20 protein-coding genes are annotated in these 22,085 nt (G+C 62.0%); 14 read left to right on the forward strand and 6 right to left on the reverse strand.

The features are described from left to right. Window positions 1–10 precede the first annotated feature (10 nt). The 4 genes from ACV17W_RS13655 to ACV17W_RS13670 are packed head-to-tail and all read right to left on the reverse strand — an operon-like array spanning window position 11 to window position 3,814. Window positions 11–928, reverse strand: a complete 918-nt coding sequence (locus tag ACV17W_RS13655; protein ID WP_462592888.1) for an SMP-30/gluconolactonase/LRE family protein — start codon at window positions 926–928, stop codon at window positions 11–13. 3 nt (window positions 929–931) lie between these two features. Then, window positions 932–2,239 carry a TRAP transporter large permease gene (locus tag ACV17W_RS13660; protein ID WP_462592890.1) on the reverse strand — a complete coding sequence of 436 codons (1,308 nt, stop codon included), beginning with the start codon at window positions 2,237–2,239 and terminating at the stop codon, window positions 932–934. After that, the gene (locus tag ACV17W_RS13665) at window positions 2,236–2,826 is read right to left on the reverse strand and encodes a TRAP transporter small permease (RefSeq protein WP_462592891.1); all 591 of its coding nucleotides are present in this window, start codon (window positions 2,824–2,826) and stop codon (window positions 2,236–2,238) included. The genes ACV17W_RS13660 and ACV17W_RS13665 overlap by 4 nt, the downstream gene beginning before the upstream one ends. After that, window positions 2,813–3,814, reverse strand: coding sequence for a TRAP transporter substrate-binding protein (locus ACV17W_RS13670; protein WP_462592893.1), 1,002 nt, complete (start codon window positions 3,812–3,814; stop codon window positions 2,813–2,815). The genes ACV17W_RS13665 and ACV17W_RS13670 overlap by 14 nt, the downstream gene beginning before the upstream one ends. A gap of 240 nt (window positions 3,815–4,054) precedes the next feature. Here ACV17W_RS13670 and ACV17W_RS13675 point away from each other — a divergent pair, with 240 nt between their 5' ends. The 3 genes from ACV17W_RS13675 (at window position 4,055) to ACV17W_RS13685 (ending at window position 5,545) form a co-directional block, all read left to right on the forward strand. Continuing rightward, a complete protein-coding gene (locus ACV17W_RS13675; RefSeq protein ID WP_462592894.1) occupies window positions 4,055–4,180 on the forward strand; it encodes a hypothetical protein in 126 nt (41 codons plus the stop codon). Further along, entirely contained in the window at window positions 4,177–4,851 is a 675-nt protein-coding gene (locus ACV17W_RS13680; RefSeq protein ID WP_462592895.1) for a DeoR/GlpR family DNA-binding transcription regulator, read from the forward strand. Before ACV17W_RS13675 ends, ACV17W_RS13680 begins: the two co-directional genes overlap by 4 nt. A gap of 145 nt (window positions 4,852–4,996) precedes the next feature. After that, window positions 4,997–5,545, forward strand: coding sequence for a DUF924 family protein (locus tag ACV17W_RS13685; RefSeq protein ID WP_462592896.1), 549 nt, complete (start codon window positions 4,997–4,999; stop codon window positions 5,543–5,545). Between the two features lie 9 nt (window positions 5,546–5,554). On the opposite strand, the gene ada is transcribed toward ACV17W_RS13685, so the two are convergent. Beyond that, entirely contained in the window at window positions 5,555–6,649 is a 1,095-nt protein-coding gene (gene ada, locus ACV17W_RS13690; protein ID WP_462592897.1) for a bifunctional DNA-binding transcriptional regulator/O6-methylguanine-DNA methyltransferase Ada, read from the reverse strand. A 418-nt stretch (window positions 6,650–7,067) separates the two neighbouring features. Between ada and ACV17W_RS13695 the strand changes: the two genes are divergently transcribed. From ACV17W_RS13695 to ACV17W_RS13715, 5 genes are all read left to right on the forward strand, one after another. Further along, window positions 7,068–7,745: a response regulator gene (locus ACV17W_RS13695; protein ID WP_462592898.1), complete on the forward strand. Its 678-nt coding sequence runs from the start codon at window positions 7,068–7,070 to the stop codon at window positions 7,743–7,745. A gap of 85 nt (window positions 7,746–7,830) precedes the next feature. After that, window positions 7,831–9,201 carry a sensor histidine kinase gene (locus ACV17W_RS13700; protein WP_462596554.1) on the forward strand — a complete coding sequence of 457 codons (1,371 nt, stop codon included), beginning with the start codon at window positions 7,831–7,833 and terminating at the stop codon, window positions 9,199–9,201. Between the two features lie 113 nt (window positions 9,202–9,314). After that, window positions 9,315–10,310, forward strand: a complete 996-nt coding sequence (locus tag ACV17W_RS13705) for a Bug family tripartite tricarboxylate transporter substrate binding protein (protein WP_462592899.1) — start codon at window positions 9,315–9,317, stop codon at window positions 10,308–10,310. 90 nt (window positions 10,311–10,400) lie between these two features. Then, the gene (locus ACV17W_RS13710) at window positions 10,401–10,838 is read left to right on the forward strand and encodes a tripartite tricarboxylate transporter TctB family protein (RefSeq protein WP_462596555.1); all 438 of its coding nucleotides are present in this window, start codon (window positions 10,401–10,403) and stop codon (window positions 10,836–10,838) included. After that, window positions 10,835–12,361 (forward strand): tripartite tricarboxylate transporter permease, encoded by a 1,527-nt coding sequence (locus ACV17W_RS13715; RefSeq protein ID WP_462592900.1) that lies wholly within the window; start codon window positions 10,835–10,837, stop codon window positions 12,359–12,361. Before ACV17W_RS13710 ends, ACV17W_RS13715 begins: the two co-directional genes overlap by 4 nt. Window positions 12,362–12,406: 45 nt before the next feature. On the opposite strand, the gene ACV17W_RS13720 is transcribed toward ACV17W_RS13715, so the two are convergent. Next, window positions 12,407–13,573, reverse strand: coding sequence for a pyridoxal phosphate-dependent aminotransferase (locus ACV17W_RS13720; RefSeq protein WP_462592901.1), 1,167 nt, complete (start codon window positions 13,571–13,573; stop codon window positions 12,407–12,409). 261 nt (window positions 13,574–13,834) lie between these two features. Between ACV17W_RS13720 and ACV17W_RS13725 the strand changes: the two genes are divergently transcribed. The 6 genes from ACV17W_RS13725 to ACV17W_RS13750 all read left to right on the forward strand — a co-directional run bounded on the left by ACV17W_RS13725 (window position 13,835) and on the right by ACV17W_RS13750 (window position 22,020). Then, complete coding sequence (locus ACV17W_RS13725; RefSeq protein WP_094823955.1) at window positions 13,835–14,041, forward strand: cold-shock protein; 207 nt, start codon at window positions 13,835–13,837, stop codon at window positions 14,039–14,041. A 2,502-nt stretch (window positions 14,042–16,543) separates the two neighbouring features. Beyond that, window positions 16,544–18,463, forward strand: coding sequence for a tRNA uridine-5-carboxymethylaminomethyl(34) synthesis enzyme MnmG (gene mnmG, locus ACV17W_RS13730; protein ID WP_462592902.1), 1,920 nt, complete (start codon window positions 16,544–16,546; stop codon window positions 18,461–18,463). Next, entirely contained in the window at window positions 18,460–19,137 is a 678-nt protein-coding gene (gene rsmG, locus ACV17W_RS13735) for a 16S rRNA (guanine(527)-N(7))-methyltransferase RsmG (protein ID WP_462592903.1), read from the forward strand. Before mnmG ends, rsmG begins: the two co-directional genes overlap by 4 nt. Then, the gene (locus ACV17W_RS13740; protein ID WP_462592904.1) at window positions 19,134–19,934 is read left to right on the forward strand and encodes a ParA family protein; all 801 of its coding nucleotides are present in this window, start codon (window positions 19,134–19,136) and stop codon (window positions 19,932–19,934) included. Before rsmG ends, ACV17W_RS13740 begins: the two co-directional genes overlap by 4 nt. Window positions 19,935–20,111: 177 nt before the next feature. Next, entirely contained in the window at window positions 20,112–21,023 is a 912-nt protein-coding gene (locus ACV17W_RS13745) for a ParB/RepB/Spo0J family partition protein (RefSeq protein WP_462592905.1), read from the forward strand. Further along, window positions 21,016–22,020 carry an asparaginase gene (locus ACV17W_RS13750; RefSeq protein ID WP_462592906.1) on the forward strand — a complete coding sequence of 335 codons (1,005 nt, stop codon included), beginning with the start codon at window positions 21,016–21,018 and terminating at the stop codon, window positions 22,018–22,020. The genes ACV17W_RS13745 and ACV17W_RS13750 overlap by 8 nt, the downstream gene beginning before the upstream one ends. Window positions 22,021–22,085: the final 65 nt, after the last annotated feature.

Here is a 22,085-nt window from a genome sequence, read left to right on the forward strand (position 1 = left end):
CCGTTGCTGCCTACACGCCCGAATACAGCCCCAGGCCTGCCACGGGTACATCGGCCTGCAGTATGTGCCCGCTTTCCGATTCCGTAATGAACAAGGTTTTGCCGTCGGGGCCGCCGAAAGCCACATTCGTGGTGTGATCGCCCAAGCTGGAGTGCACCTGGCCCACCGGCAGGCCGCGATGATCGAACAGCCACACCACGCCCAGCCCGATATGGGCCACGGCCAGGCCGCCTGAGCTATCTGCCGCCAGGCCGTCGGGGCCGAAGCCGCCCGACAACTGAATGTAGTTGGCCACCTTGGCGATTGTGCCGTCGGGCATCAGCGGTACGCGCCACACGGCATTGGCCCGGGTCACCGCCACGAACAACACCGTGCCGCTCGGGTCCAGCGCAATGCCATTGGGGCTGGGGATGTTGTCCAACAGGCAGTCCACATGGCCGTCTGCGCGCATGCGGAACACCCGGCCGGTGGGATCGTGCAGTCCGGTCAGGCCCTGGTCGGTAAAGTACAGGTCGCCATTGGGCGCGAACACCAGGTCGTTGACGGCCTTCAGGCGTTCCAGCCGAACCCGTGTAAGGTGCGGGCGGATTTCACCCGTACGCGGGTCGTACACCATGATGCCGTGCGCGTAATCTGCGATGAACAGGCGCCCGTCCTGGTGAATGGCCACGCCGTTGGGCTCGCCGTCGTATTCCAGCGCCAGGCTGAATTCGCCATCGGGCGACACCTTGAAGATGCGGCCGTACGGAATGTCCACGCACCACAACGTACCGTCACGATCGAACGCCGGCCCCTCCAGCAATGAATGTTCGGGCAGCTTGCCGGGCTGCCCCCGATGCCATTCGGAATTCTTGCCCTGTTTGCGCAGGTGATCGGGCAGGCGCGCAAAGACCCGGGTGGGAATGACGGGCGGGGCGGCGAAGAACACTTATCAGACTCCTTTCATGACCGAGGGCAGCCACAGGGCGATGCCCGGAAGTGCATACAGCAAGAACGCGAAGGCTACGACGATCAATGCGTAGGGCATTGATGCACGCGCCACCGTGCCCATGCGCGTATCGCTCGCAATGGATTGCACGGCAAACAGGTTCAGGCCCATGGGGGGAGTCAGGGCGCCCAGCTCGATGAACACCACAATAATGATGCCCGTCCACACGCCGTCGAACCCCATGGCCATGAACGAGGAATACAGGATGGGCACCGTGAGCAGCATGATGGACAAGCCATCGATGAACATCCCTACCACCAGGTAAACGGCCAGCAACAGCAGGAAGAAAGTGAACGGCGACAGGCCCATATCGACCATGCCGTTGGCCAACCCCTGACCGAGGCCCGAGGTCACGATGGCGAAGTTCAGGATCTGCGCGTTGATCGTGATGAACATCACGACGCCGCTGGTTATTGCCGCATTCACCAAGGCCTGCATCAGGCGCGCTCGCGTCAATACCCGATAGGCGGCGGCCAGCAACAGTGCAAACAGACACCCCAACGCCGCGGCTTCGGTAGGCGTGACGATGCCGAAGTACATGCTGCCGATGACTGCCGCAATCAGACCCACCACCGGTAGAGCGTCGCGCGCCGCGTCGGCCACTTGCCCCGCCGACGGCCTGACATGGTCGCGCGGCGCCAGCGCCGGGTTGATTGCCACTCGTATGGCCACATACACCATGAAGATGCCGGCCAGCAACAGTCCCGGTATCACGCCGGCCATGAACAGGTCCAGCAACGACACCTGTGTCATCGACGCATAGACGATCAAAGGGATGGAAGGCGGAATGAGAATGCCCAGGCAACCGCCGCCGGTCAACGTGCCCAATGTCAGGCTGTCGGCATAGCCGCGCTTGCGCATTTCGGGCACCGCCACGGCGCCCACCGTCATGGCCGTTGCCACAGATGAGCCAGCAATGGCCGAGAAGATCGCGCAGCCAATGATGTTGGTCTGCGCCAGCCCGCCGGGCAGCCAGCGCAGCAACACGGCGACTCCCGAATAGAACCGGCTCGCAATACCGCTGCGCAGGATGATCTCGCCCATCAGCACGAACAACGGTATGGACACCAGCGTAAAGTTATTGGTGGTGTTCCAGACGATGTCACCGAGCGACAGCCACAGGTCGGTGCCGGCCACCAGGGTAATGCCCACAATACCGACCAGTCCGATACTGATTCCGATACCGACACCCCCCACCAGGGTCGCCAGCAGCATCACGCCGTAGATGCTCAGCGTCAGTTGCCAGCTCATTCCTGTACCGCCTGTGCAGAATCATTGGCAGCCGTGATCGCCACGGGCAGGGGGCCGCGCCCGCAGGCGGCTCGCCATTGAACGAACGCCGTATGCAGAAACGCCAGCGCCAGCAGGGCGAATCCGACAGGCATCACCACCTGAGGCAGGTACAGCGGCGTTTCCGAATACTGCATCGAAGTCGTTTCAAACAGCACACTGCTGTAGAACGTGTCGAAGGTGGCTTCCAGCAAGATCAGTGCAAGTATGGCGCCTGCCATCGCAGCCAGCCCGTCGATGGCGGCCCGCAGCTTGGGCGGCAGCATGTTGCGCAGGGCGTCCACGCGCAGAAAGCGGTCCGACCGCTGCGCGTACAGAAAGCCGCCCATCGTCGCCCAGGTGAACAGGTAGCCGCTGTACTCTTCTGAAATCTGGATGGATGTCTTGAAGAACAGGCGCGTCGCAATCTCGACGCACATCAAGATCATCATGACCAGCAGCATGCAGGCCGACACCGACAGCGCGGCGCGGCCCAATGCATCGAGCGCGCGGCCCAGACGGTCCAGCATCGACTTGCCCGCAGCAATCTGCGGGTCAGTGGCAGGCATCGACGGCACCCGCCAGCATCTTGCCCGCCAGGTCACCGTTCTTGGATGCCCATGCCTCACCGATGGGCTTGGTGGCCGCACGCAATTTGTCCATGTCGGCGGGGCTGACGTCCAAGAGGGTCATGCCCTTTTCCTGCAACTGCCGGCGCGCGTCGCGGTCGGCTTCGATCATGGCGGCCCGATACTTCGGGGCCCATTCCGCCGCCTTGTCGATCAACAGCTTCTGCAGGTCGGCCGGCAGCTCATCCAGCGCTTTCTGGTTAACCACCATGGCCTGGTGTGCCAAGGTCAGATTGAGCATGTAGCCCATCTTTGTCACTTCGTGGAACTTCCAGTCCAGTGCGGGAACCGCCGCCGTGAAAGCCCCGTCGACCACACCGCGTTGCAGCGAAGGGATCACTTCCGATGGTGTCACGGTCACACCGGCACCGCCCAGCGCCGCCATCATGTCGACTTGCTCACGGTTCCAGGCGCGCACCTTGAGCCCTTTCAATTCATCGATGCCCTGTATGGGTTTCACCAGCCACAATTGCTGAGGCGGCATCACCCATTGCATGATCGAGCGGGTCTTGAATTTGCTGCCCAGTACGTCGTTGATATCCTTTTCCATGGCCGGCGCAGCGTTGTCGTAGAACTTCTCGATGGAAGTGCACGAGAAAGGCATAGACAAGGCATTGAGCTGCGGCACATCGCCCGCCACAAATCCAAAGGCCACGTCACCCATCTGCACCTGGTTGCGCGCCACGGCCCGCAGCACGTCCGACGCCTTGTAGGGCAGTTCCCCCGACGCATATACCTGGATGCGCAGGCGACCCTGGCTGGCCTGCGTCACATCTTCGGCGTAGGCCTTGTGCAGCAGGGTGGGTTTGTCGTTGGCGGCGAAGTAGGTATAGAACTTCCAGTCGGCCTGCGGCGCGGCAGTGGCCGGCAGGCTGGACACCATCATGGCGGCGGCGCAAAGCGCAAGCACCCGGGCTTGAATTTTCATGTTTGTCTCCTGGTGGGCTGGCTATGTCTTGCCGCCCTGAAATTTTGGCCATCGTCGCACGCTCACATTTTGCATGTCAACGAAATTGTGCCCGTTTCGGTCAAATCATCCTGCGAATCCAGCCGGTTGGACACAATGTTTGATCGAAACAATCATGCAGTGGGCAAAATTCTGGAAGAATCGCGTTAGTCCGCCTGCCGCGGTGGTCGCTGCGCCCCCTTCCGAACCGACGAGGCCCTCATGTCGTCCCATAAATCCCGCGAACGTCAGCAGCGCATCATGCACCTGGTGCACGAAGGTATCGCCGATGTCGCAGAGCTTGGCAGCCGCCTGTCGGTATCGATTTCAACCGTGCGCGCGATTTGAATCAGCTGGCGGCCGAAGGGCGGCTCGTTCGCACCTATGGCGGAGCGGCATTCGTTCATCACGACAGGCGCGAGCACACGCTGAACGAACGCATGTACATCCAGCGCCCCCAGAAAGAAGCCATTGCTGCGCTGGCGCTGCAGCAAATCCACGAAGGGGACACGCTGCTGCTGGACGCGGGCACCACGACGGCAGCGCTCGCGCGGATGTTGCGGGGCCGCAGCGACCTGCACGTCATCACCAGCAACATCGAGGTGCTTGCCATCCTGGCCCGCGACGACGACATTCGCGTCACCATGCTGGGCGGCGAAGTGCGCAAGCTCAGCATGGGCACGGTCGGGCCGCTGGCCGATCTTGCCTTGGCGCGCATCAAGGCAGACAAGGTTTTCCTGGGTGCCGACGGCATCGTGGCTGAGTTCGGACTGTGTGAAGCGAGTGCCGACCAGGCGTGGCTCAAAGAGAAAATGATGGCGCGTGCCCAGACGGTGTTCGTACTGGCAGATGCCATGAAACTGGGCTTTTCCGGACAACCCGCCTGGACACCGATGCATCGCCCATGGACCCTCATCACCGATGCCGGTGCCACCCCGGCCCAGCTTGCGCCCTTCCATGACAACGACATGGTGAACGTGCTCGTCGCGCCGGTCGCGGATGCTTCTTTGGATTGCTGAGCCAGGTCCCATGCCTGGCGCAGTCGCTTTCCCCGCGAGCCGTTGAACCGCAAGCACTGTAGTCCGCCGCACGTTCCGTCGCCTGGTTCTTTTGCGCGAGCTTCGCTATGCTGGTTGTCATCCGCAACTTCAGGAAAGCGCAACCGTGGCTGACCATCCCGCAGATACGAACGACGTCGTCGACTTCTGGCGCTCCGCCGGTCCCGAGCGCTGGTTTCGCAAAGACGATGCCTTTGACCGCGCCTTCAGCGAGCGCTTCCTTGCGCTGCACATGAGCGCCGCCAAACGGCAGCTCGACCATTGGTCCACCAGTCCCGCCGGCGCACTCGCGCTGCTGATACTGCTGGACCAATTTCCGCGCAATGCGTTTCGCGGAACTGCGCACATGTACGCGACAGATCCACTTGCGCTGTATTTCGCGCGACACATGATCCAGGCGGGTTTCGACGCTGAGATCGAGGCAGGCATGCGGGTCTTCTGCTATTTGCCTTTATCGCATTCCGAGAATCTGCAAGACCAGCGCCAGGCCGTGGAACTGAACCAGCCCCTGGGTTCGCCGTGGTTGTTCCACGCGGAAGAGCACCTGCAAATCATTGAGCGCTTCGGACGGTTTCCCCATCGCAACCAGCAGCTGGGCCGCGATTCCACGGCCGATGAGCAGGCGTTCCTCGACGCAGGGGGCTTCGCCGGTTGAATGGCGCCGTCAGCGCGCCGGATGCGCCGAATCTGACGCCAGGGCTTCACGTTCCAACAATTCGCGCTTGCGCTCGACGCCCCAGCGATATCCGGACAGATCGCCATTGCGCCTGACGACGCGGTGGCATGGAATGGCCACTGCCAATGGATTCGCACCGCAGGCCTGTGCCACTGCGCGTACGGCTTTGGGTGCGCCGATGCGTCGGGCGATCTCGGCATAACTGGTGGTGGCCCCGGCAGGAATGGCGCGCAGCGCCTGCCACACTCGCTGCTGGAACGCAGTACCGCGCACATCCAATGGCAGGTTCACCCCCAATGCCGGCGCTTCGACCGCCCCGACCACCTCAGCGACGAGCCGTTCGAAACCCGGGTCGCCCCCGCACAACCGGGCCTGGGGAAACCGGTCCTGCACTTCCCGGACCAAAACGTCGGGATCGTCGCCCAGAGCAATGGCGCAGAGGCCGCGCTCGCTGCAGGCCACCAGGATGGACCCCAGGCTGCATTCCCCTACCGCAAACCATATGTCGGTATTGGGTCCGCCGGCTTTGTAGTCGCTGGGCCGCATGCCCAGCAATCCGGCGGAAGCCTCATAAAAACGACTGTTCGAATTGAAGCCTGCATCGTAGATCGCCTGGGTCACAGTGGACGCGCCAGAAAGTTCGTCGCGCAGGCGGCGCGCACGGTGGGCATTCGCGTAGGCCTTGGGTGTCAGGCCGGTTTCCGCCTTGAACAGGCGATGGAAATGGTAGGGGCTCAAGCCCACCCGGGCTGCCACCGCCGCAAGATCCGGTGCCTGCTCTGCTTCTTCGATATAACGGCAGGCCTGGGCCACCCGCTGCGCGCGATGCCTGGCCACGGTACTGCGGTCGCTGGCCGCGCGCAGGCTGGGGCGGAACCCTGCGGCTTCCGCCTCCTGCGCGGTGGAGAAATAGCAGACATTCTCGCGACGCGGCAACCGTGCGGAACTGCTCGGCCGACAGTAAACACCAGTGGTGCGCACCGCGTAAACAAAGTGGCCATCTGCCCCCGAGTCGCGCGCGCAGACGGCCGCCCAGCGGGCGTCATCGGTTTTATAGTCGGCAAGGGATCCTGGCGTGTCCATGGTGGCATCCTTCAACGGCGTAGCATCCAATGTAGAGCAGAATTAGGGCGCAAGAAGCCCATTTCTTGCGCCCTGATTCCTGTCTGTAAGTGAGTGTTCACCCGGTGGTTTTCGAGGGTCAAACCGCGAAACCGGCCTGTGGATAACCTCTAGGACGGGTTGCTGTGTACAGCATGTGGACCGCGACTGAACAACCGCGGCTTCTGAGACCGGCTGAAAAGTTGTTCAAGTTGGTCCAAGATTCCACACAGAACTGATGCACAGGCAAAAACGCCTGCAAACTGTTGAAAATTATGGGTTTTAATGAGTTGATGCAGTTATCCACAGCCCTTATTAATCATTAGTCTTTATATATAGAAGAAAGAAGAGAAAAAACATCTATGTCTTCCCAGCGGCCACCAGTGCCACAATTCCAACCATGCGTATCCTGCTGATTGAAGACGAAGCCGAACTGGCGAAATGGCTCTCGCGCAGCCTGGCCCGCCATGCCGGATTCGTGGTCGAATGGGCTGACGATGGGCTGATCGCCGAACGCCGGCTCGCCGTCGAGGAATTCGACGCCGTCATCCTCGACCTGGGCCTGCCCGGCATGGACGGGCATACGCTGCTATCGAAAATTCGCGCCCGCGACGACCGCACGCCAGTCCTGGTGCTCACAGCCCGCGATTCCCTGGCCGAAAGGGTGGGAACGTTGCACGAGGGCGCCGATGACTTCCTGCCCAAGCCGTTTGTCCTCGAGGAACTCGAGGCACGGCTCACGGCATTGATACGACGCAGCCGCGGTCGCGAACACCCCCGGCTGGCGCTGGGCGACCTGGTGCTTGATACGTCCGCGCAGCGGTTCACCGTGCGCGGCCAGGCTTTGCAACTGTCACCTCGCGAACACGCCGTGTTGCGCGTCCTTATCCAACGCAGCGGCGAGCCCATCAACAAGCAACAGATTCTCGACCGCATCCAGACAGACGATTCCGACATCAACCTGGAAGCCATCGAAGTACTGGTTCATCGTTTGCGCAAAAAACTGGCGGACACCGGCGTACAGATCGTCACCCTGCGAGGCATGGGTTACAGCCTGGAGGCAGTTCTTGAAGGCTAGCCTTGGTCGGTGGTTCAGGTCGGCACGGCCCCACACGCTGAAATCGCTGCTGCTGTGGTGGCTCATACCGGCCCTGGTCTGCATCATGCTGGTCGCGCTGTGGCTGTCCAACAACCAGCTGCGCAACCAGGTCGACCTCGCATACGACCGCTCTCTGTCAGGCGCTCTTCGTTCCATCGACCACAACATATCCACAGCCAGCGGCGGGCTTTCGATGGAGCAGCCCTACCTGATGCTGGAATTTTTCGAGCTCACGGCCAATGGCAGCGTGTATTACCGCGTGGCTACCGAAGATGGCCTGGCCGAGATAGGCAGTCCGGGCCTGCCCATGCCGAGGCAGCCGCTGGTTTCGGGGCAGCCGCAGTTCTTCTATGCCGACTACCAGGGGGTTCCGCTGCGTGTGGGGGCACTGGCCCGTCCCATGGATCCCCCCCTGTACAACAACCGGGGCGGGCGCGTCATCGTCCAGGTGGCAGAAACTCTGGAATCCCGCCAGGACTTCCTGCAGCGTGCCCTGGTGCGCGCGCTGGAACGCGATGTCGTGGTGATCGCCATCGTGGTGCTGGTGGTCGTCTGGAGCGTCTTCATGGCTGTCCGGCCCCTCGAACGGCTGCGCCAGGAAGTCGAGCGGCGGTCTCCAGACGATTTAAGCCCCGTAGAGGCTCCAGACATCCCAGGGGAGGTCACCCCCTTGGTCGACGCCGTAAATCTCCACATGGCCCGTTTTGCTGCCCAGGCGAGGCTGCAGCGGCAGTTCCTTGACGACGCCTCGCACCAATTGCGCACTCCGCTATCGGTGTTGCGCACCCAGACGGCCTACGCCCTTCGCGAAACAGACCCTCACGAGGTCCGTACAGCGCTCCTGGCGATGCAAGAAGGGCTGGACCGTGCGGTACGCACCACCAACCAGATGCTGGCGCTGGCGCGCGCTAAAGACGCTTCCCTGGCCGAAGGCGGGCTTGCCCCCCAGCCGGTAGACCTGGCGGCGCTCGCGGAAGGCGTGATCCGAAGTCTGCTGCCCGCCGCTCGCGCCAGCAAGCTCGACCTGGGTCTCGAGGCGTCCAGCCGGCCGGTGTACATCCAGGGTATTGACTGGCTGCTGCGTGAGGCCTTGAGCAACCTGGTGGACAACGCCATCCGCTACTCCCCGCATGGCAGCCAGGTGACCGTGCGCGTTTACGCCGATGAGCGCTACGCCCGGGTCACGGTCGAAGATTCAGGCCCCGGCATGCTGCCCGAAGACATTGCGCGCGCCAGCGTGCGCTTCCGACGGGGCGCGGCCGGCAAGAACAAGCCCGGAGCCGGTCTGGGCCTGGCGATCGTGGGCACCATCATTGAAATCCACGGCGGCAGGATGCTGCTCGAGAATCGAACGCCGCAATCCGGGCTGCGCGCGGCATTAGTATTTACCCTGGCTTTTTTCCCCAATGCTGCGCTGCGGCACAAAATAGCCTGATTCTGAAAGGTTCCGGAAAGCCTGGATTGAGTACGGTTAGGTCCGTGGCTCGACCCCTCGAATGGTGGCGGCCGCTAGTCACTACTTTTAAAAAGCGATTCACGGAGACCGCGATGCAATCCTCTTTGAAAGCCCGCCTGGCGGCGGTACTTGGCGCATGTGCGCTGATCATGGGCATGACGGCCCAGGCGGCCGACGAGCCCCGGCGTCCTGAATGCATAGCGCCGGCACAACCGGGCGGCGGTTTCGACCTGACCTGCCGTCTTGCCACAGAGGGGCTCAAGCAGAGCGGCGCCCTGAAAGAGTCCATGCGCATCGTCTACATGCCCGGCGGCATTGGCGCGGTGGCGTACAACAACATCGTCGCGCAGCACCCCGACGAGCCCGGCACCATCGTGGCATTTTCAGGGGGCTCGCTGCTGAACCTGGCCCAAGGCAAGTTCGGCAAATACAACGTCGATGACGTGCGCTGGCTGGCTGGCATCGGCACGGACTACGGCGTGGCCGTGGTGCGCAACGATTCGCCGTACACCGACTTGAAGAGCCTCATGGAGGCTTTCAAGAAAGACCCCACCAAGATCGTGCTGGGCGCCGGCGGCACTGTCGGCAGCCAGGACTGGATGAAAGCTGCCCTGACTGCAAAGGCAGCCGGGGTCGATTTCCGCAAAATGCGCTTCGTCGCATTCGAAGGCGGGGGCGAAGCCGTCACGGCGTTGCGCGGCGGTCACATACAGGCCTATATGGGCGACGCCGCCGAAGCGTTCACCATGCTCGAAGGCGGTGCGCCGATCCGGGTGCTTGCCGTGTTCAACAACGAGCGCCTGCCCGGGAAGTTGAATTCCGTTCCTACCGCCAAAGAGCAGGGGTATGACATCGAATGGCCGATCATTCGCGGTTTCTATGTGGGCCCGAAAGTGTCCGACAAAGACTACCAATTCTGGGTCGACGCATTCAACAAAACCATGGCCTCGCCTGAATACGCCAAGCTGCGCGAACAGCAGGGCCTGTTCCCGTTCAGCAAGACCGGCGCCGAGCTCGACGCCTACGTCAAAGAACGCGTGAAGACATACCACGAACTGGCCGACAGCTTCGGCCTCATCAAGAAGTAACGCAGGGCGGGCGGCATTCGCCGCCCCTGTCCCCCACGCCGCGGCGCGTGAGCGCCCGTCGCCGTGGCAATCGAATCCTGGAACCGGATCATGAATGATCGTACCTTGGGCATTGCAGCCCTGGTCCTGGCCGCCCTCATGACGTGGGCCGGATGGGACATCGAAGCTCCCTTCGCCTACGAGCCTGTCGGGCCGCGGGCTTTTCCCATGCTGATTGCCTGCATGATTGGGCTGTGTGGCCTGCGGTTGGCCGTAAAAGGGGGAAATCCCATCGAAGCGAACTCGGCCGCCGCCAATTCGCGGATCGCCCTCATGGTACTGGTGGCCGCTGCTTATGCGTTTCTGTTTCAGTGGCTGGGGTTCATCCTCGCCACGGCCTTGATGACGGTCTTGGTCGGGCGGCTCTTCGGCGGCGGCTGGCTCAAATGTACGGCGGGCGGCCTGATCATGGGAGTTTTCTTTTTCGTGTTGTTTGACACGGTGCTCGATGTGGTGCTGCCCGTCGGCCTGCTGGGAGATCTGTTGTGAGCGGCATCATCGATCACCTTTCCATCGGTTTCGGCGTTGCGTTTTCGCTGACCAATCTTCTCGTGGCCGCCATTGGTTCGTTCATTGGAACGATGGTTGGCGTGCTGCCCGGCCTGGGCCCCATCAACGGCGTGGCGATGCTGTTACCGATCGCCTTTGCCATGAATCTACCGCCTGAGACGGCCTTGATTCTGCTGGCCGCGGTGTATGTGGGCGCCGAGTACGGCGGCCGCATCACGTCCATCCTGCTCAACGTGCCTGGCGAAGCCAGTGCCATCATGACCACGCTCGACGGCTACCCGCTGGCTCGCCAGGGCATGGCCAACGTGGCGCTGTCATTGTCCGCCGCTTCCGCCTTCTGCGGCGCCATCGTGTCTGTCACCGGCATCATCCTGCTCGCGCCCCTGCTGGCGCAATGGGCGCTCGCATTCGGGCCGGCCGAATACTTCGTGCTGATGGTCTTTGCGTTCTGCTGCCTGACCAGCCTGCTGGGGCAGCAGCCGATCAAGGGCGTGCTCGCGGCAATGATAGGCCTGGGCATTTCGGTGATAGGTGTGGATTCGAATTCAGGCGTATACCGCTACACCTTCGACTCGGTGCATCTGGCAGACGGGATCGATTTCGTGGTGGTGGTCATCGCATTGTTCGCGGTGGCTGAAATGCTTGAAATGCTGGAAAAGGTCACCGCCGGCCACAGCGTCGAGGTCAAGTCCAGTGGTCGCAAGTTGTTCAACCTGAAAGAGCTGGCCTTCACAGCCGGTAGTATCGGACGTAGTTCCCTGGTGGGTTTCGGCGTGGGCGTCCTGCCGGGCGCAGGCGCCAGCGTGGCTGCCGCAGTGGCGTATTCGCAGGAGAAACGCATCATCGAAAACCGCGATCCCGACGCAAAGTTTGGCAAGGGCGATATGCGGGGCCTCGTGGCGCCGGAATCGGCGGCTACTGCGTCGGCCATAGGTTCTTTCGTGCCCATGTTGACGCTGGGGGTACCGGGCTCGGGCACCACCGCGGTCATGATGGGCGCGCTCACGCTCTACAACATCACGCCGGGCCCTGTGCTGTTCGACACCAAGCCCGAACTGGTGTGGGGCCTGATTGCGTCGCTGTTCATCGCAAACGTGATGTTGTTCTTGATGAATGTGCCCATGGTGCGGATATTCTCGAAGGTGTTGTCGGTGCCCGGTTGGCTGATGGTTCCCGGGATTCTCGGCATCAGCTTTATCGGGGTGTATGCCATCAACTCGGGAACATTCGACCTGATGATGGCGGTGGGCATAGGCGCGCTGGGCTATTACTTGCGCAAATTCGGTGTGCCGATGGCGCCACTGGTACTGGGTGTCGTGTTGGGCGACATGATGGAACAGAACCTGCGACGGGCCTTGTCGATCACGAATGGGGAGCTGTCCGTGCTGTTCAGCAGCCCGGTATCGATAGGCTTGTGGATTGCCGCCGTGGCGGTGGTCATTGTGCCGCAGACGTTGCGCCGGATACGCTCAAAGCGACAGGCGCAAAAAGCGGCATCCTGATCCCGCCATTTTATTGGGGCCAGATGAGATCATCTGGCCCTTTTTTTATACCGCCGCCAGTCGTTCAATCGCCTCGTCCAGCGTGGCATCTTTCTTGGCAAAGCAGAACCGCACCAACTGGTGGTTGGACTCGGGGGCATCCGGCCGCTGATAAAAAGCCGACACCGGGATCACCGTGACGCCATGTTGTTCAGTCAGTTCACGCGAAAAGTCCGCTTCCGACTTTGAAGATATGTCGCTGTAGTCTGCCAGCATGAAAAACGTCCCGGGGCTGGGCAAGGGCTTGAATCGTGTGCTTGCCAGGCCGGCCGCCAGCCGGTCTCGCTTGGCCTGGTAGAAAGCGGGCAACTCCAGGTATGGCCGTGGATCCTGCATGTACTCGGCCAAGGCAAACTGCATGGGCGAAGACACGGTGAACACCATAAACTGGTGCACCTTGCGCACCTCGGCGCTCAATTGCCTGGGCGCGCAGCAGTAGCCGATTTTCCAGCCGGTGGTGTGATAAGTCTTGCCGAACGACGAGATCACGAACGCGTGTTCAGCCAACAACGGCCGTCGCGCCAGGCTGGCATGGGGGCGTCCGTCGAACACGATGTGTTCATACACTTCATCCGACAGCAGCAGCACCCCTGTTTCGCGCACGATGGTTTCCAGCGCGTCGAGATCGCTGTCGTCCAGAATGGCGCCCGTCGGGTTATGGGGAAAGTTCAGCATCAGCAGCCGTGTTCGCGACGTAATGGCGTCGCGCACCCGTTGCCAGTCGATGCGGTGGTAAGGGTCCTCAGCTGTCGGTGCGCGCAGGGGCACGGGCACCGCGGTGCCGCCGGCCAGCCGTATGGCGGGCAGGTACGAATCGAAGCATGGCTCGATGACCACTACCTCGTCACCGCTGTTCACCGCCGCGAGCACCGTGGCCATCAGGGCTTCAGTGGCGCCGCTTGTCACGGTGATCTCGGTCTCGGGGTCGTAAGCGTGCCCGTACAGTGCCTGGGTTTTGTCGGCAATGGCCTGGCGCAGCGGCGCAACGCCGGGCATATACGGGTATTGGTTGTGGCCGGCGCTCATGGCGCGGGTCACCAGCTCGCACAAGCGGGGATCGGGATTGAAATCAGGAAAGCCCTGCCCAAGGTTGATGGCCTGATGTTCAATGGCCAGGCGGCTCATGACGGTGAAAATGGTCGTGCCGACGTCTGGCAACTTGGATCGGATCATGGCGTGAAGATACGGCGTTTAGGGGAGTAAGAGAACGCGTAAGTATCCCACTAACCGGGCCCATTGCGCCGCCACATGCCCCGCATATCGCCGAAGGCGACGCTTGGGGAAAAAGCCACATAGGGGTAAACAACTATTTGTTAAGCACAAGACGCGTGAGTATGCTGACTTTCGCAGTCGATTCAAGTGTTGCACAGGCCTTTATGCGCGTTGGCGTCCTTGATTCACTCGCACTCTCATATTTACCAGGACGCTATACAAATGGTTCAGAAGGGCAAGGTCAAGTGGTTCAACGCCGACAAGGGTTTCGGCTTCATTACGCCGGACGCCGGCGGTACCGATGTGTTTGCGCATTTCTCGGCAATCCAGGGGCGCGGATACCGTAGCCTGAACGAGGGCCAGGAAGTCGAATTCGAAGTCAAGGATGGTCCGAAAGGACCTCAAGCGGCCGAAATTCGCCCGCTTTAAGTCGGGAAATCCCGATTTCCCGTATGCCAGGTCAGGCCTGGCTGCAACGTCCCGCTGCGCTCCGCTGTCGGGGCGTTGTTGTTTGTGCCTTCCGCTGTCCTTCCCCTATGTGCGTAAATCTGGGGATAACTTTGTGCATAGATACCATGAGAGCTGCGCTCAGTGCAGGTGACGGCGCAGATCGCGGTTCGACCCGGGGAAAGTTTGAAATAGTTTTGCACAGGGCGGGATCGCCGTTAAACGATGTGATATCGGCGCATCCGTCTGCTGCATGGCCGCATATCGCCAAAATGTTGTTATTCCAAAAAACGTCATGATTTCCGGCACTTAACAGCGTAACTGCCGTTAATTGGGGTCGGGTTCGGTCTATCGCTTCAACTCCACGGCGGCGTTGCGCTGCTGCGCTGCGGTATCTGCTCTGGACTTGTGCACAAAGATATCCCCAGGTTGTATAGCGCTCTGCTCGGCGGAACGTTGCGCGCGCGGCACCGTTCCTCTCCTGTGAATATCTCCTCGGGGCGAGGCGTCGCGTGGTCGACTTTCAACGCTGCCCTGCCGATGCGGGCGCGTGCGCATATCCACCTTTTTCCTCCCGACCAGGAAACTCATTTGCGAGTGTTTCACGTGGAACACTGCGACGGCGGCGGATAAAGCGATGGCGACGCGTCCTGCGTCACGAGGCCAGTGCCCGGCACCCTATTGTTGAGATTTGGGCGTTGCAGCGCAGAGCGAGTGGAACCGCCCGCGACGCTTCGCAACCGAGAGGGCCGCGCTACGGCGTAGCGGGTATGGATGCGGCACCACCGTGCTGCAGGTGGTGACCCCCGAGCCATTGATGCAACCGCCGTAATGGAAAACTACAACAACCACTGGTCTGCTCTGTTTATGCGTTCCAAGCCTTCGATCGCCGCGAAGCCGCACGGGCATTAACGTCCAGGCGTTTTCTTCGACGATTGCTGTAGGAAGCCGCGCTTGGGCGTTTCCAAAGTGCGTCACTACAGCCTGGACCGTCCCTACATGCTGCTCAGCATTTGTCAGGTAATCCGGTTCACCTGAAGGGCCCAGGCCCCTAAGCGTCGCGTTCAAGCCGCTATGAACTCTGGAGGCGAACCACGATGCCGTGACGAACTTGGGCGCAGTTCGCCTCGGTGTTCTTATCGCGCGGCGACTGCGGGTGTCACCCGAGAGTGGCGCGTGCACACCGTCGTGGCGCTGTTTTGCAGCGATGGATTGAGAGGCAGGGTGCCTACCCTGAGGCGGGTAGTGGTCTGGTCGTGATTCTGCCGGCGCCGCGCCCCTGGGAGTGCACCCGACGAATGAGTGAGCAGGACTGCAGCGCTACAGCCATGACCTGCGGCCTTTCTAGCTCGGGCGGATAGCTTGCCTGGCGCAGGCCAAATGTTGACACGCGGTAGGAAAAAGCCGCAAGCCACCCACCCTGCCGGCAGCGACTGGGGGTGCGAATAGACGGTCTCGCTCTCCGGAACCGGCGCGTCATGCATGCCTCGGCTGGCCAACGGGATCTCACAGTCCCTGGTACAGGTCATTCTCCAGGCCGCGCAGCCATGCTGGATGTATTGGGCGATCAGCGTGGGAACGCCATCCTGGCTATGACGGTCCAAACTACGCCCGGACGCCAGACCGAGCTGGTTCAAGGGCCGGCGAACGGTCGTGTGGTCGGGCGCGCAGGTGCGGTCTTCCATCGCCAGAGCGCCGTCCCGGCGGTGACGCCGAAGAGGGCGTTTCCGTTGGGGCTTTATTGGGCGATCGGCCGATGCAGGCTGGCGCCGGCGAGCCAGCGGTCGCCCGGTATCCGGCAGGCCACGACGTCCTCGGCGCGCCCCGCCGTGCCGCGGTGGTGGTGAGTGTGCCAAAGTGATCTCGGGGGCTGGGTCTAGGTACTAGTATCGGCACCTAAGCGTTAGACCGACCAGTACGGTCGTTCGCCGCTGGTCGCGCGACACTCATCTACGGCCCTCGTACCTTTCCGGTGCTCAGGCGGGGTCCGCTTGTGGCTCGGCTGCGGATCCCCTGCCGCGACACGCGTCGTGCGGCATAGATTGGGATCAGGCGGTATGTTCCCCGCGCTTGCAATTTCTTCAAGCTGGGGTATCGGCTTGGCGGGTCGATATCGGGCAGAGCGCCCGGCCTTCAGTATCGCGCGCGTCGCTTTTCGCTTACTCGTGGGTAGGAGTACCGTGGGTATTGTTTCACGTGGAACAACCTCGGAAGCGATCCGCCCGGAGACTCGTTCGCCCATAAGGGCTTGGATTGCTATGGCGGCGCGGGTTTCCGACGCTATATGCGGAAGGACCCATACGATCCCAATATCCTAAAAAGCCCTACGCCTTGCACCGCGCCCGGTTCGAGGGGGCCACTGTTCCACGTGAAACAGTGCGAAGCGTGACGCGTGCCGTTTCAACTCCGTCGGGGTTTCACGTGAAACATCACGCGCGCAGACTCTATAATGCACGTCAACCAGCTCTTTCTTCTGCTTTTACCATGGATTATCCGCACGAATTTGACGTCATTGTGGTCGGTGGCGGACATGCCGGCACCGAGGCCGCGCTAGCCGCGGCCCGCGTTGGCGCCAAGACCTTGCTCCTCACGCACAACATCGAAACATTGGGGCAGATGTCGTGCAACCCCTCCATCGGCGGAATCGGAAAAGGGCATTTGGTCAAAGAGATCGACGCCTTGGGTGGCGCAATGGCTATTGCCACCGACGAAGCCGGGATTCAGTTTCGAATCTTGAATGGCTCCAAGGGGCCTGCGGTGCGCGCAACCCGCGCGCAAGCCGATCGCGTACTGTACCGGAAGGCGATACGCACCCGGCTGGAGAACCAGACGAATCTATGGATTTTCCAGCAGGCCGTTGACGATCTCATGGTTGAGGGAGATCGGGTAGTGGGGGCCGTCACGCAGATCGGATTGAAGTTCCGGGCCCGCTCGGTGGTCTTGACTGCGGGCACATTCCTCAACGGACTGATTCATGTAGGTCTACAGAATTACTCCGGAGGCCGCGCCGGCGATCCGCCAGCAAATTCCTTGGGTCAACGGCTGAAGGAACTTAAGTTGCCTCAGGGCCGGTTGAAGACCGGCACACCGCCCCGTATTGATGGCCGAACCATTGACTACAGCGTGCTGGAACGCCAGCCGGGAGACCTGGACCCGATACCTGTGTTTTCGTTCATGGGTCACGCGGGGCTGCATCCCCAGCAACTGCCCTGCTGGGTTACCCATACCAATGCGCGTACGCATGACATCATTCGCGCCGGGCTTGACCGGTCGCCTATGTATAGCGGCGTGATCGAGGGCGTCGGGCCGCGTTATTGCCCGTCGATAGAAGACAAAATCCACCGCTTTGCTGACAAGGCATCGCACCAGGTATTTCTGGAGCCCGAAGGCCTGGATACGCACGAGGTCTATCCCAACGGCGTCTCTACCAGCCTTCCGTTTGACGTGCAGTTGGACCTGATCCATTCTCTGCCCGGATTAGAGAACGCCCACATTTTGCGGCCAGGCTACGCCATTGAGTATGACTACTTCGATCCGCGCGCACTGAAAAGCACGCTTGAAACCAAAGCCATCCAGGGTCTTTATTTCGCTGGCCAGATCAACGGAACCACCGGCTACGAAGAAGCGGGCGCGCAGGGGCTGCTGGCAGGGGCGAACGCAGCCTTGCAGGCCCTCGGGCGTGAATTGTGGACGCCCCGGCGCGACGAAGCCTATTTGGGAGTATTGGTTGATGACTTGGTCACGCGCGGCGTCACCGAGCCCTATCGCATGTTCACTTCCCGTGCCGAATATCGGCTTAGCTTGCGCGAAGACAATGCTGACCTCCGCCTCACTGAAGTGGGGCGCAAGTTGGGCTTGGTGGATGATGCACGCTGGGAAGCATTCAGCCGCAAGCGCGATGCCGTGGCGGCCGAAGTCGAACGCCTGAAGTCAACTTGGGTCAGCCCTCGTAGCCTGCCGGTAGAGGTGGCCGAGCCCCTCCTCGGCAGGGCGATTGAACGTGAGTACTCACTATCAGATTTGCTCAAGCGCCCCGCGGTGTCATACGAATCGCTGATGCAAGTCCGCAATCCCGACGGCAGCCTGCTGGCCGGCCCCGGCGTCGTACAAGATGACGTGCTCGCCGAGCAGGTTGAAATCCAGGTGAAATACGCGGGCTATATCGCTCGCCAGCAAGATGAAGTGCAAAAACACCTTGCACACGAACAGCAGCGCATACCCGCCGACATCGATTACGACGCAGTCAGCAGCCTGTCGTTCGAAGTCCGGCAAAAGCTCAAGACCCATCGCCCCGAAACCATTGGGCAGGCTGCCCGCATTTCGGGCGTGACCCCCGCAGCCATCTCGCTGCTGCTCATCCATCTGAAGCGCCTGCACTACGGCACGCGCCAGCGCGCCGCATGAGCGCGGCAGCCATCGCAAACCTGTTGCCCCTTTTGCAGCAGGCCGGCGCGAGCCTGGGCCTGCAGATGAGCCCTGCGCAGGAACAAAAGCTGTTGGGTTATCTCGAGCAGATGCAGCGCTGGAACCGCACGTACAACCTCACGGCCATACGCGATCCGCAGCAGATGCTCGTGCAGCACCTCTTCGACAGCCTGAGCGTGGTCGAACCGTTGAGCAGGGTCTTGTCGCCCGATGCGCCGGCTCGCCTGTATGACGTCGGGTCGGGCGGCGGCCTGCCGGGAGTGGTGCTGGCCATCATGCGGCCGCATTGGGAAGTCAGTTGCATCGATGCAGTGGAAAAGAAAACCGCTTTCGTCCGCCAGATGTCCGGCGCATTGTCGCTTGCGAACTTGCGCGCCCTGCACACTCGCGTCGAGCAATTGCCGCCCGCCGAGTGCGACGTCGTCATTTCTCGGGCGTTCGCTTCGCTCAACGATTTCGCGTCGCTGGCCGGTCGCCATGTGCGCAACGATGGTACCCTCGTCGCCATGAAAGGGAAGGTCCCGCACGACGAGATTCAAGCCCTGCAAGATCAAGGTGATTGGCGCGTCGATAGTATCCAGCCGCTGCAAGTCCCGGCGCTGGATGCCCAACGCTGCCTGATCTGGATGCGTCGCAGTCAAGGAACTCTATGAACACCACTTCGTCCGGTCCGCGCGGCGCCCGCGTTTTCTGCATCGCCAACCAGAAAGGCGGCGTCGGCAAGACCACGACCGCCATCAACTTGGCGGCGGGCCTGGCCAAGCACGGCAAGCGGGTATTGCTGGTCGATCTCGACCCGCAGGGTAATGCCACCATGGGCAGTGGCATCGATAAAAGCACCTTGCAGTCGAACCTGTACCAGGTACTGATAGGCGACGCCACCATCGAAGACGCGCGCGTACGATCCGAATCGGGTGGCTACGATGTTTTACCCGCCAATCGTGAACTGTCGGGCGCCGAAATCGACCTGGTCAACATGGACGAGCGCGAACGGCAGTTGCGGGCCGCCATAGACGCAGTGTCGGCACAGTACGATTTCATCCTCATCGACTGCCCGCCCACGCTGTCACTGCTCACCCTGAACGGGCTGGCCGCGGCGCATGGCGTAATCATTCCCATGCAGTGCGAATACTTCGCGCTTGAAGGGCTGTCCGACCTGGTCAACACCATCAAGCGGGTGCACCGCAATATCAACGGCGACCTCCGCCTCATCGGACTGCTGCGGGTCATGTTCGACCCGCGCATGACGTTGCAACAGCAGGTGTCCGCCCAGCTCGAATCGCATTTCGGCGACAAGGTGTTCACCACCGTCATTCCGCGCAACGTGCGCCTGGCCGAGGCGCCCAGCTATGGACTGCCCGGCGTGGTTTACGACGAGGCATCGCGGGGCGCGCAGGCCTACATCGCCTTTGGCGCCGAAATGGTGAAACGCGTGGAAAGCATGGACTGATACCGGCACAGAGCCCCTTACCTGCATGCTGGGGTAATCCACACGTTCTCCGTATCGGCGGCAGGGCGTATCGTTCCAGCTTGCACTTGAAGGGGAGCAGCCGCGGTCGCCGCCCCGGCGAGCGGCCCGCAGGACGGCCGCCACAAAACTTTTAAGTTGTAGGAAGGATTACTCGACATGGCCACCAAGAAACCCAAGGGTCTGGGCCGCGGGCTGGACGCCCTGCTCGGTGCAGACGGGCCCGCCATCGACACCATAGGAAAGGCTGTCACCAAAGCAGAGGGCCCGCCGTCTACCCTGCCGGTCTCGAAAATGCGCGCTGGCAAGTATCAGCCGCGTACGCGCATGGACGAAGGCGCATTGAACGAACTGGCCGAATCCATACGTACGCAGGGCATCATGCAGCCCATACTCGTGCGAGCCCTCGACGATAGTCCCGGCCACTACGAAATCATCGCGGGCGAACGGCGTTTTCGGGCCGCGCAGCTGGCTGGGCTGAAAGAGGTACCGGTGCTGGTGCGCGAGGTCGCCGACGAGAACGCGGCAGTCATGGCGCTGATTGAAAACATCCAGCGCGAAGACCTCAATCCGCTCGAAGAGGCCCAGGGCGTGCGCCGGCTGCTGGACGAGTTCGGCCTCACTCACGAACAGGCGGCGCAGGCCATCGGGCGCTCGCGATCCGCCACCAGCAACCTGTTGCGCCTGATGAACCTGGCGGCCCCCGTACAAACCATGCTGCTGGCCGGCGATATCGACATGGGGCATGCCCGAGCGCTGCTGGCCGTTGACGCGGCCATGCAGATCCAGCTGGCGAACCAGATCATCGCCAGGCGGCTGTCGGTGCGCGAAGCCGAAAAACTGGTTGCCAAGACCGCAAAAGAAACGGAAGCGCCGGCCCGCAAGAAGGGCGCCGGCGCGTCACGCGACGTCGCACGCCTGGAAGAGGCCTTGTCCGACCAGCTCGGCACGCGGGTGGTGCTGAAAGTGGGCGCGCGCGACAAAGGCCAGCTCGTCATCGACTTTCATGGTTGGGAACACCTGAACTCGCTGCTCGAGCGCCAGGGGCTTTCCGGTGCGCTCGATGCCTGACACGCGGCTGCCGACCATAGTGGTACTGGGCACCGGGGGCACCATTGCGGGGGCACAGGCACGACAGGGTTCAACGTCGTATCAGGCCGGTGCCATCGACGTCGACCAACTTCTGACGGCGGTACCAGGCCTGGGCCAGTTGGCGCGGCTGCGGGCAGAGCAGGTGGCCAGTGTCGGCAGCCAGAACATGTCGCACGCCGTGTGGGCCCGCCTGGCACGTCGCATCGAGGCGCTGTGCAGCGATTCCACGGTCGACGGTATCGTGGTGACCCATGGCACCGATACGCTCGAAGAAACGGCGTATTTCCTCAGCCTGGTGATCCGCCACGCCAAGCCGCTAGTCCTGGTGGGGGCCATGCGCCCGGCAACGGCCGCTAGCGCCGATGGCCCCGCCAACCTGTATCACGCCGTGGCGCTGGCCGCCAGCCCCGAAGCCCACGGGCGCGGTGCGCTGGTCGTCATGAATGAAGACATCCATTACGCGCGTGAAGTACAGAAAGTGGCGTGCGCGGGGATCAATGCGTTCGCGTCTCCTAACCGGGGCAGGGCGGGCCGCATCCGCGGCGCGCAGGCCACTTTTTACTCGCGCAACAGCACCGTGCATTCCACGGCCAGCGAATTCCACCTTGACGCCCTCGAGGCGGCTCACTGGCCCCGGGTCGACATCGCACACGCTGGCGTCGACGTGGGCGCTGATCTCATCGATTTCCTGGCGGGGCGGTGCCGGGGCATCGTGCTGGCCGGCGTGGGCGACGGCAACGCGACCGACGCCGTCATCGAGGCCCTGCAGCGCGCCGCCGCGGCCGGCGTCGCGGTGGTTCGGGCCAGCCGCACGGGTAGCGGCAGTGTGGAACGCAACGTTGAAATCGACGACGACGCCGCGCACTTCATCGCTGCGGGCGAACTGAGCCCTCAGAAAGCCCGCATTCTGCTGATGCTGGGCCTTTCCCTCACGGCCGAGGTGTCAGTGCTGCAGCAATTTTTCGACAGGTACTGAGCGGCTTAGAAAAATATCGGGCAGGTGATTTGACATTCATTTTGAAAGTGTCCATAATCCCTAGT

This window comes from Bordetella sp. MIP270_01_BMS (assembly GCF_054958705.1).

What these genes read in the sequence shown, in the direction of transcription:
- ACV17W_RS13740 (WP_462592904.1), top strand. Translation starts at nt 19,134, where the DNA reads ATGAACACCACTTCGTCCGGTCCGCGCGGCGCCCGCGTTTTCTGCATC.
- ACV17W_RS13710 (WP_462596555.1), top strand. Translation starts at nt 10,401, where the DNA reads ATGAATGATCGTACCTTGGGCATTGCAGCCCTGGTCCTGGCCGCCCTC.
- ACV17W_RS13695 (WP_462592898.1), top strand. Translation starts at nt 7,068, where the DNA reads ATGCGTATCCTGCTGATTGAAGACGAAGCCGAACTGGCGAAATGGCTC.
- ACV17W_RS13660 (WP_462592890.1), bottom strand. Translation starts at nt 2,239, where the DNA reads ATGAGCTGGCAACTGACGCTGAGCATCTACGGCGTGATGCTGCTGGCG.
- rsmG (WP_462592903.1), top strand. Translation starts at nt 18,460, where the DNA reads ATGAGCGCGGCAGCCATCGCAAACCTGTTGCCCCTTTTGCAGCAGGCC.
- ACV17W_RS13705 (WP_462592899.1), top strand. Translation starts at nt 9,315, where the DNA reads ATGCAATCCTCTTTGAAAGCCCGCCTGGCGGCGGTACTTGGCGCATGT.
- ACV17W_RS13665 (WP_462592891.1), bottom strand. Translation starts at nt 2,826, where the DNA reads ATGCCTGCCACTGACCCGCAGATTGCTGCGGGCAAGTCGATGCTGGAC.
- ACV17W_RS13670 (WP_462592893.1), bottom strand. Translation starts at nt 3,814, where the DNA reads ATGAAAATTCAAGCCCGGGTGCTTGCGCTTTGCGCCGCCGCCATGATG.
- ACV17W_RS13720 (WP_462592901.1), bottom strand. Translation starts at nt 13,573, where the DNA reads ATGATCCGATCCAAGTTGCCAGACGTCGGCACGACCATTTTCACCGTC.
- ada (WP_462592897.1), bottom strand. Translation starts at nt 6,649, where the DNA reads ATGGACACGCCAGGATCCCTTGCCGACTATAAAACCGATGACGCCCGC.
- mnmG (WP_462592902.1), top strand. Translation starts at nt 16,544, where the DNA reads ATGGATTATCCGCACGAATTTGACGTCATTGTGGTCGGTGGCGGACAT.
- ACV17W_RS13725 (WP_094823955.1), top strand. Translation starts at nt 13,835, where the DNA reads ATGGTTCAGAAGGGCAAGGTCAAGTGGTTCAACGCCGACAAGGGTTTC.
- ACV17W_RS13750 (WP_462592906.1), top strand. Translation starts at nt 21,016, where the DNA reads ATGCCTGACACGCGGCTGCCGACCATAGTGGTACTGGGCACCGGGGGC.
- ACV17W_RS13675 (WP_462592894.1), top strand. Translation starts at nt 4,055, where the DNA reads ATGTCGTCCCATAAATCCCGCGAACGTCAGCAGCGCATCATGCACCTG.
- ACV17W_RS13700 (WP_462596554.1), top strand. Translation starts at nt 7,831, where the DNA reads ATGCTGGTCGCGCTGTGGCTGTCCAACAACCAGCTGCGCAACCAGGTC.
- ACV17W_RS13745 (WP_462592905.1), top strand. Translation starts at nt 20,112, where the DNA reads ATGGCCACCAAGAAACCCAAGGGTCTGGGCCGCGGGCTGGACGCCCTG.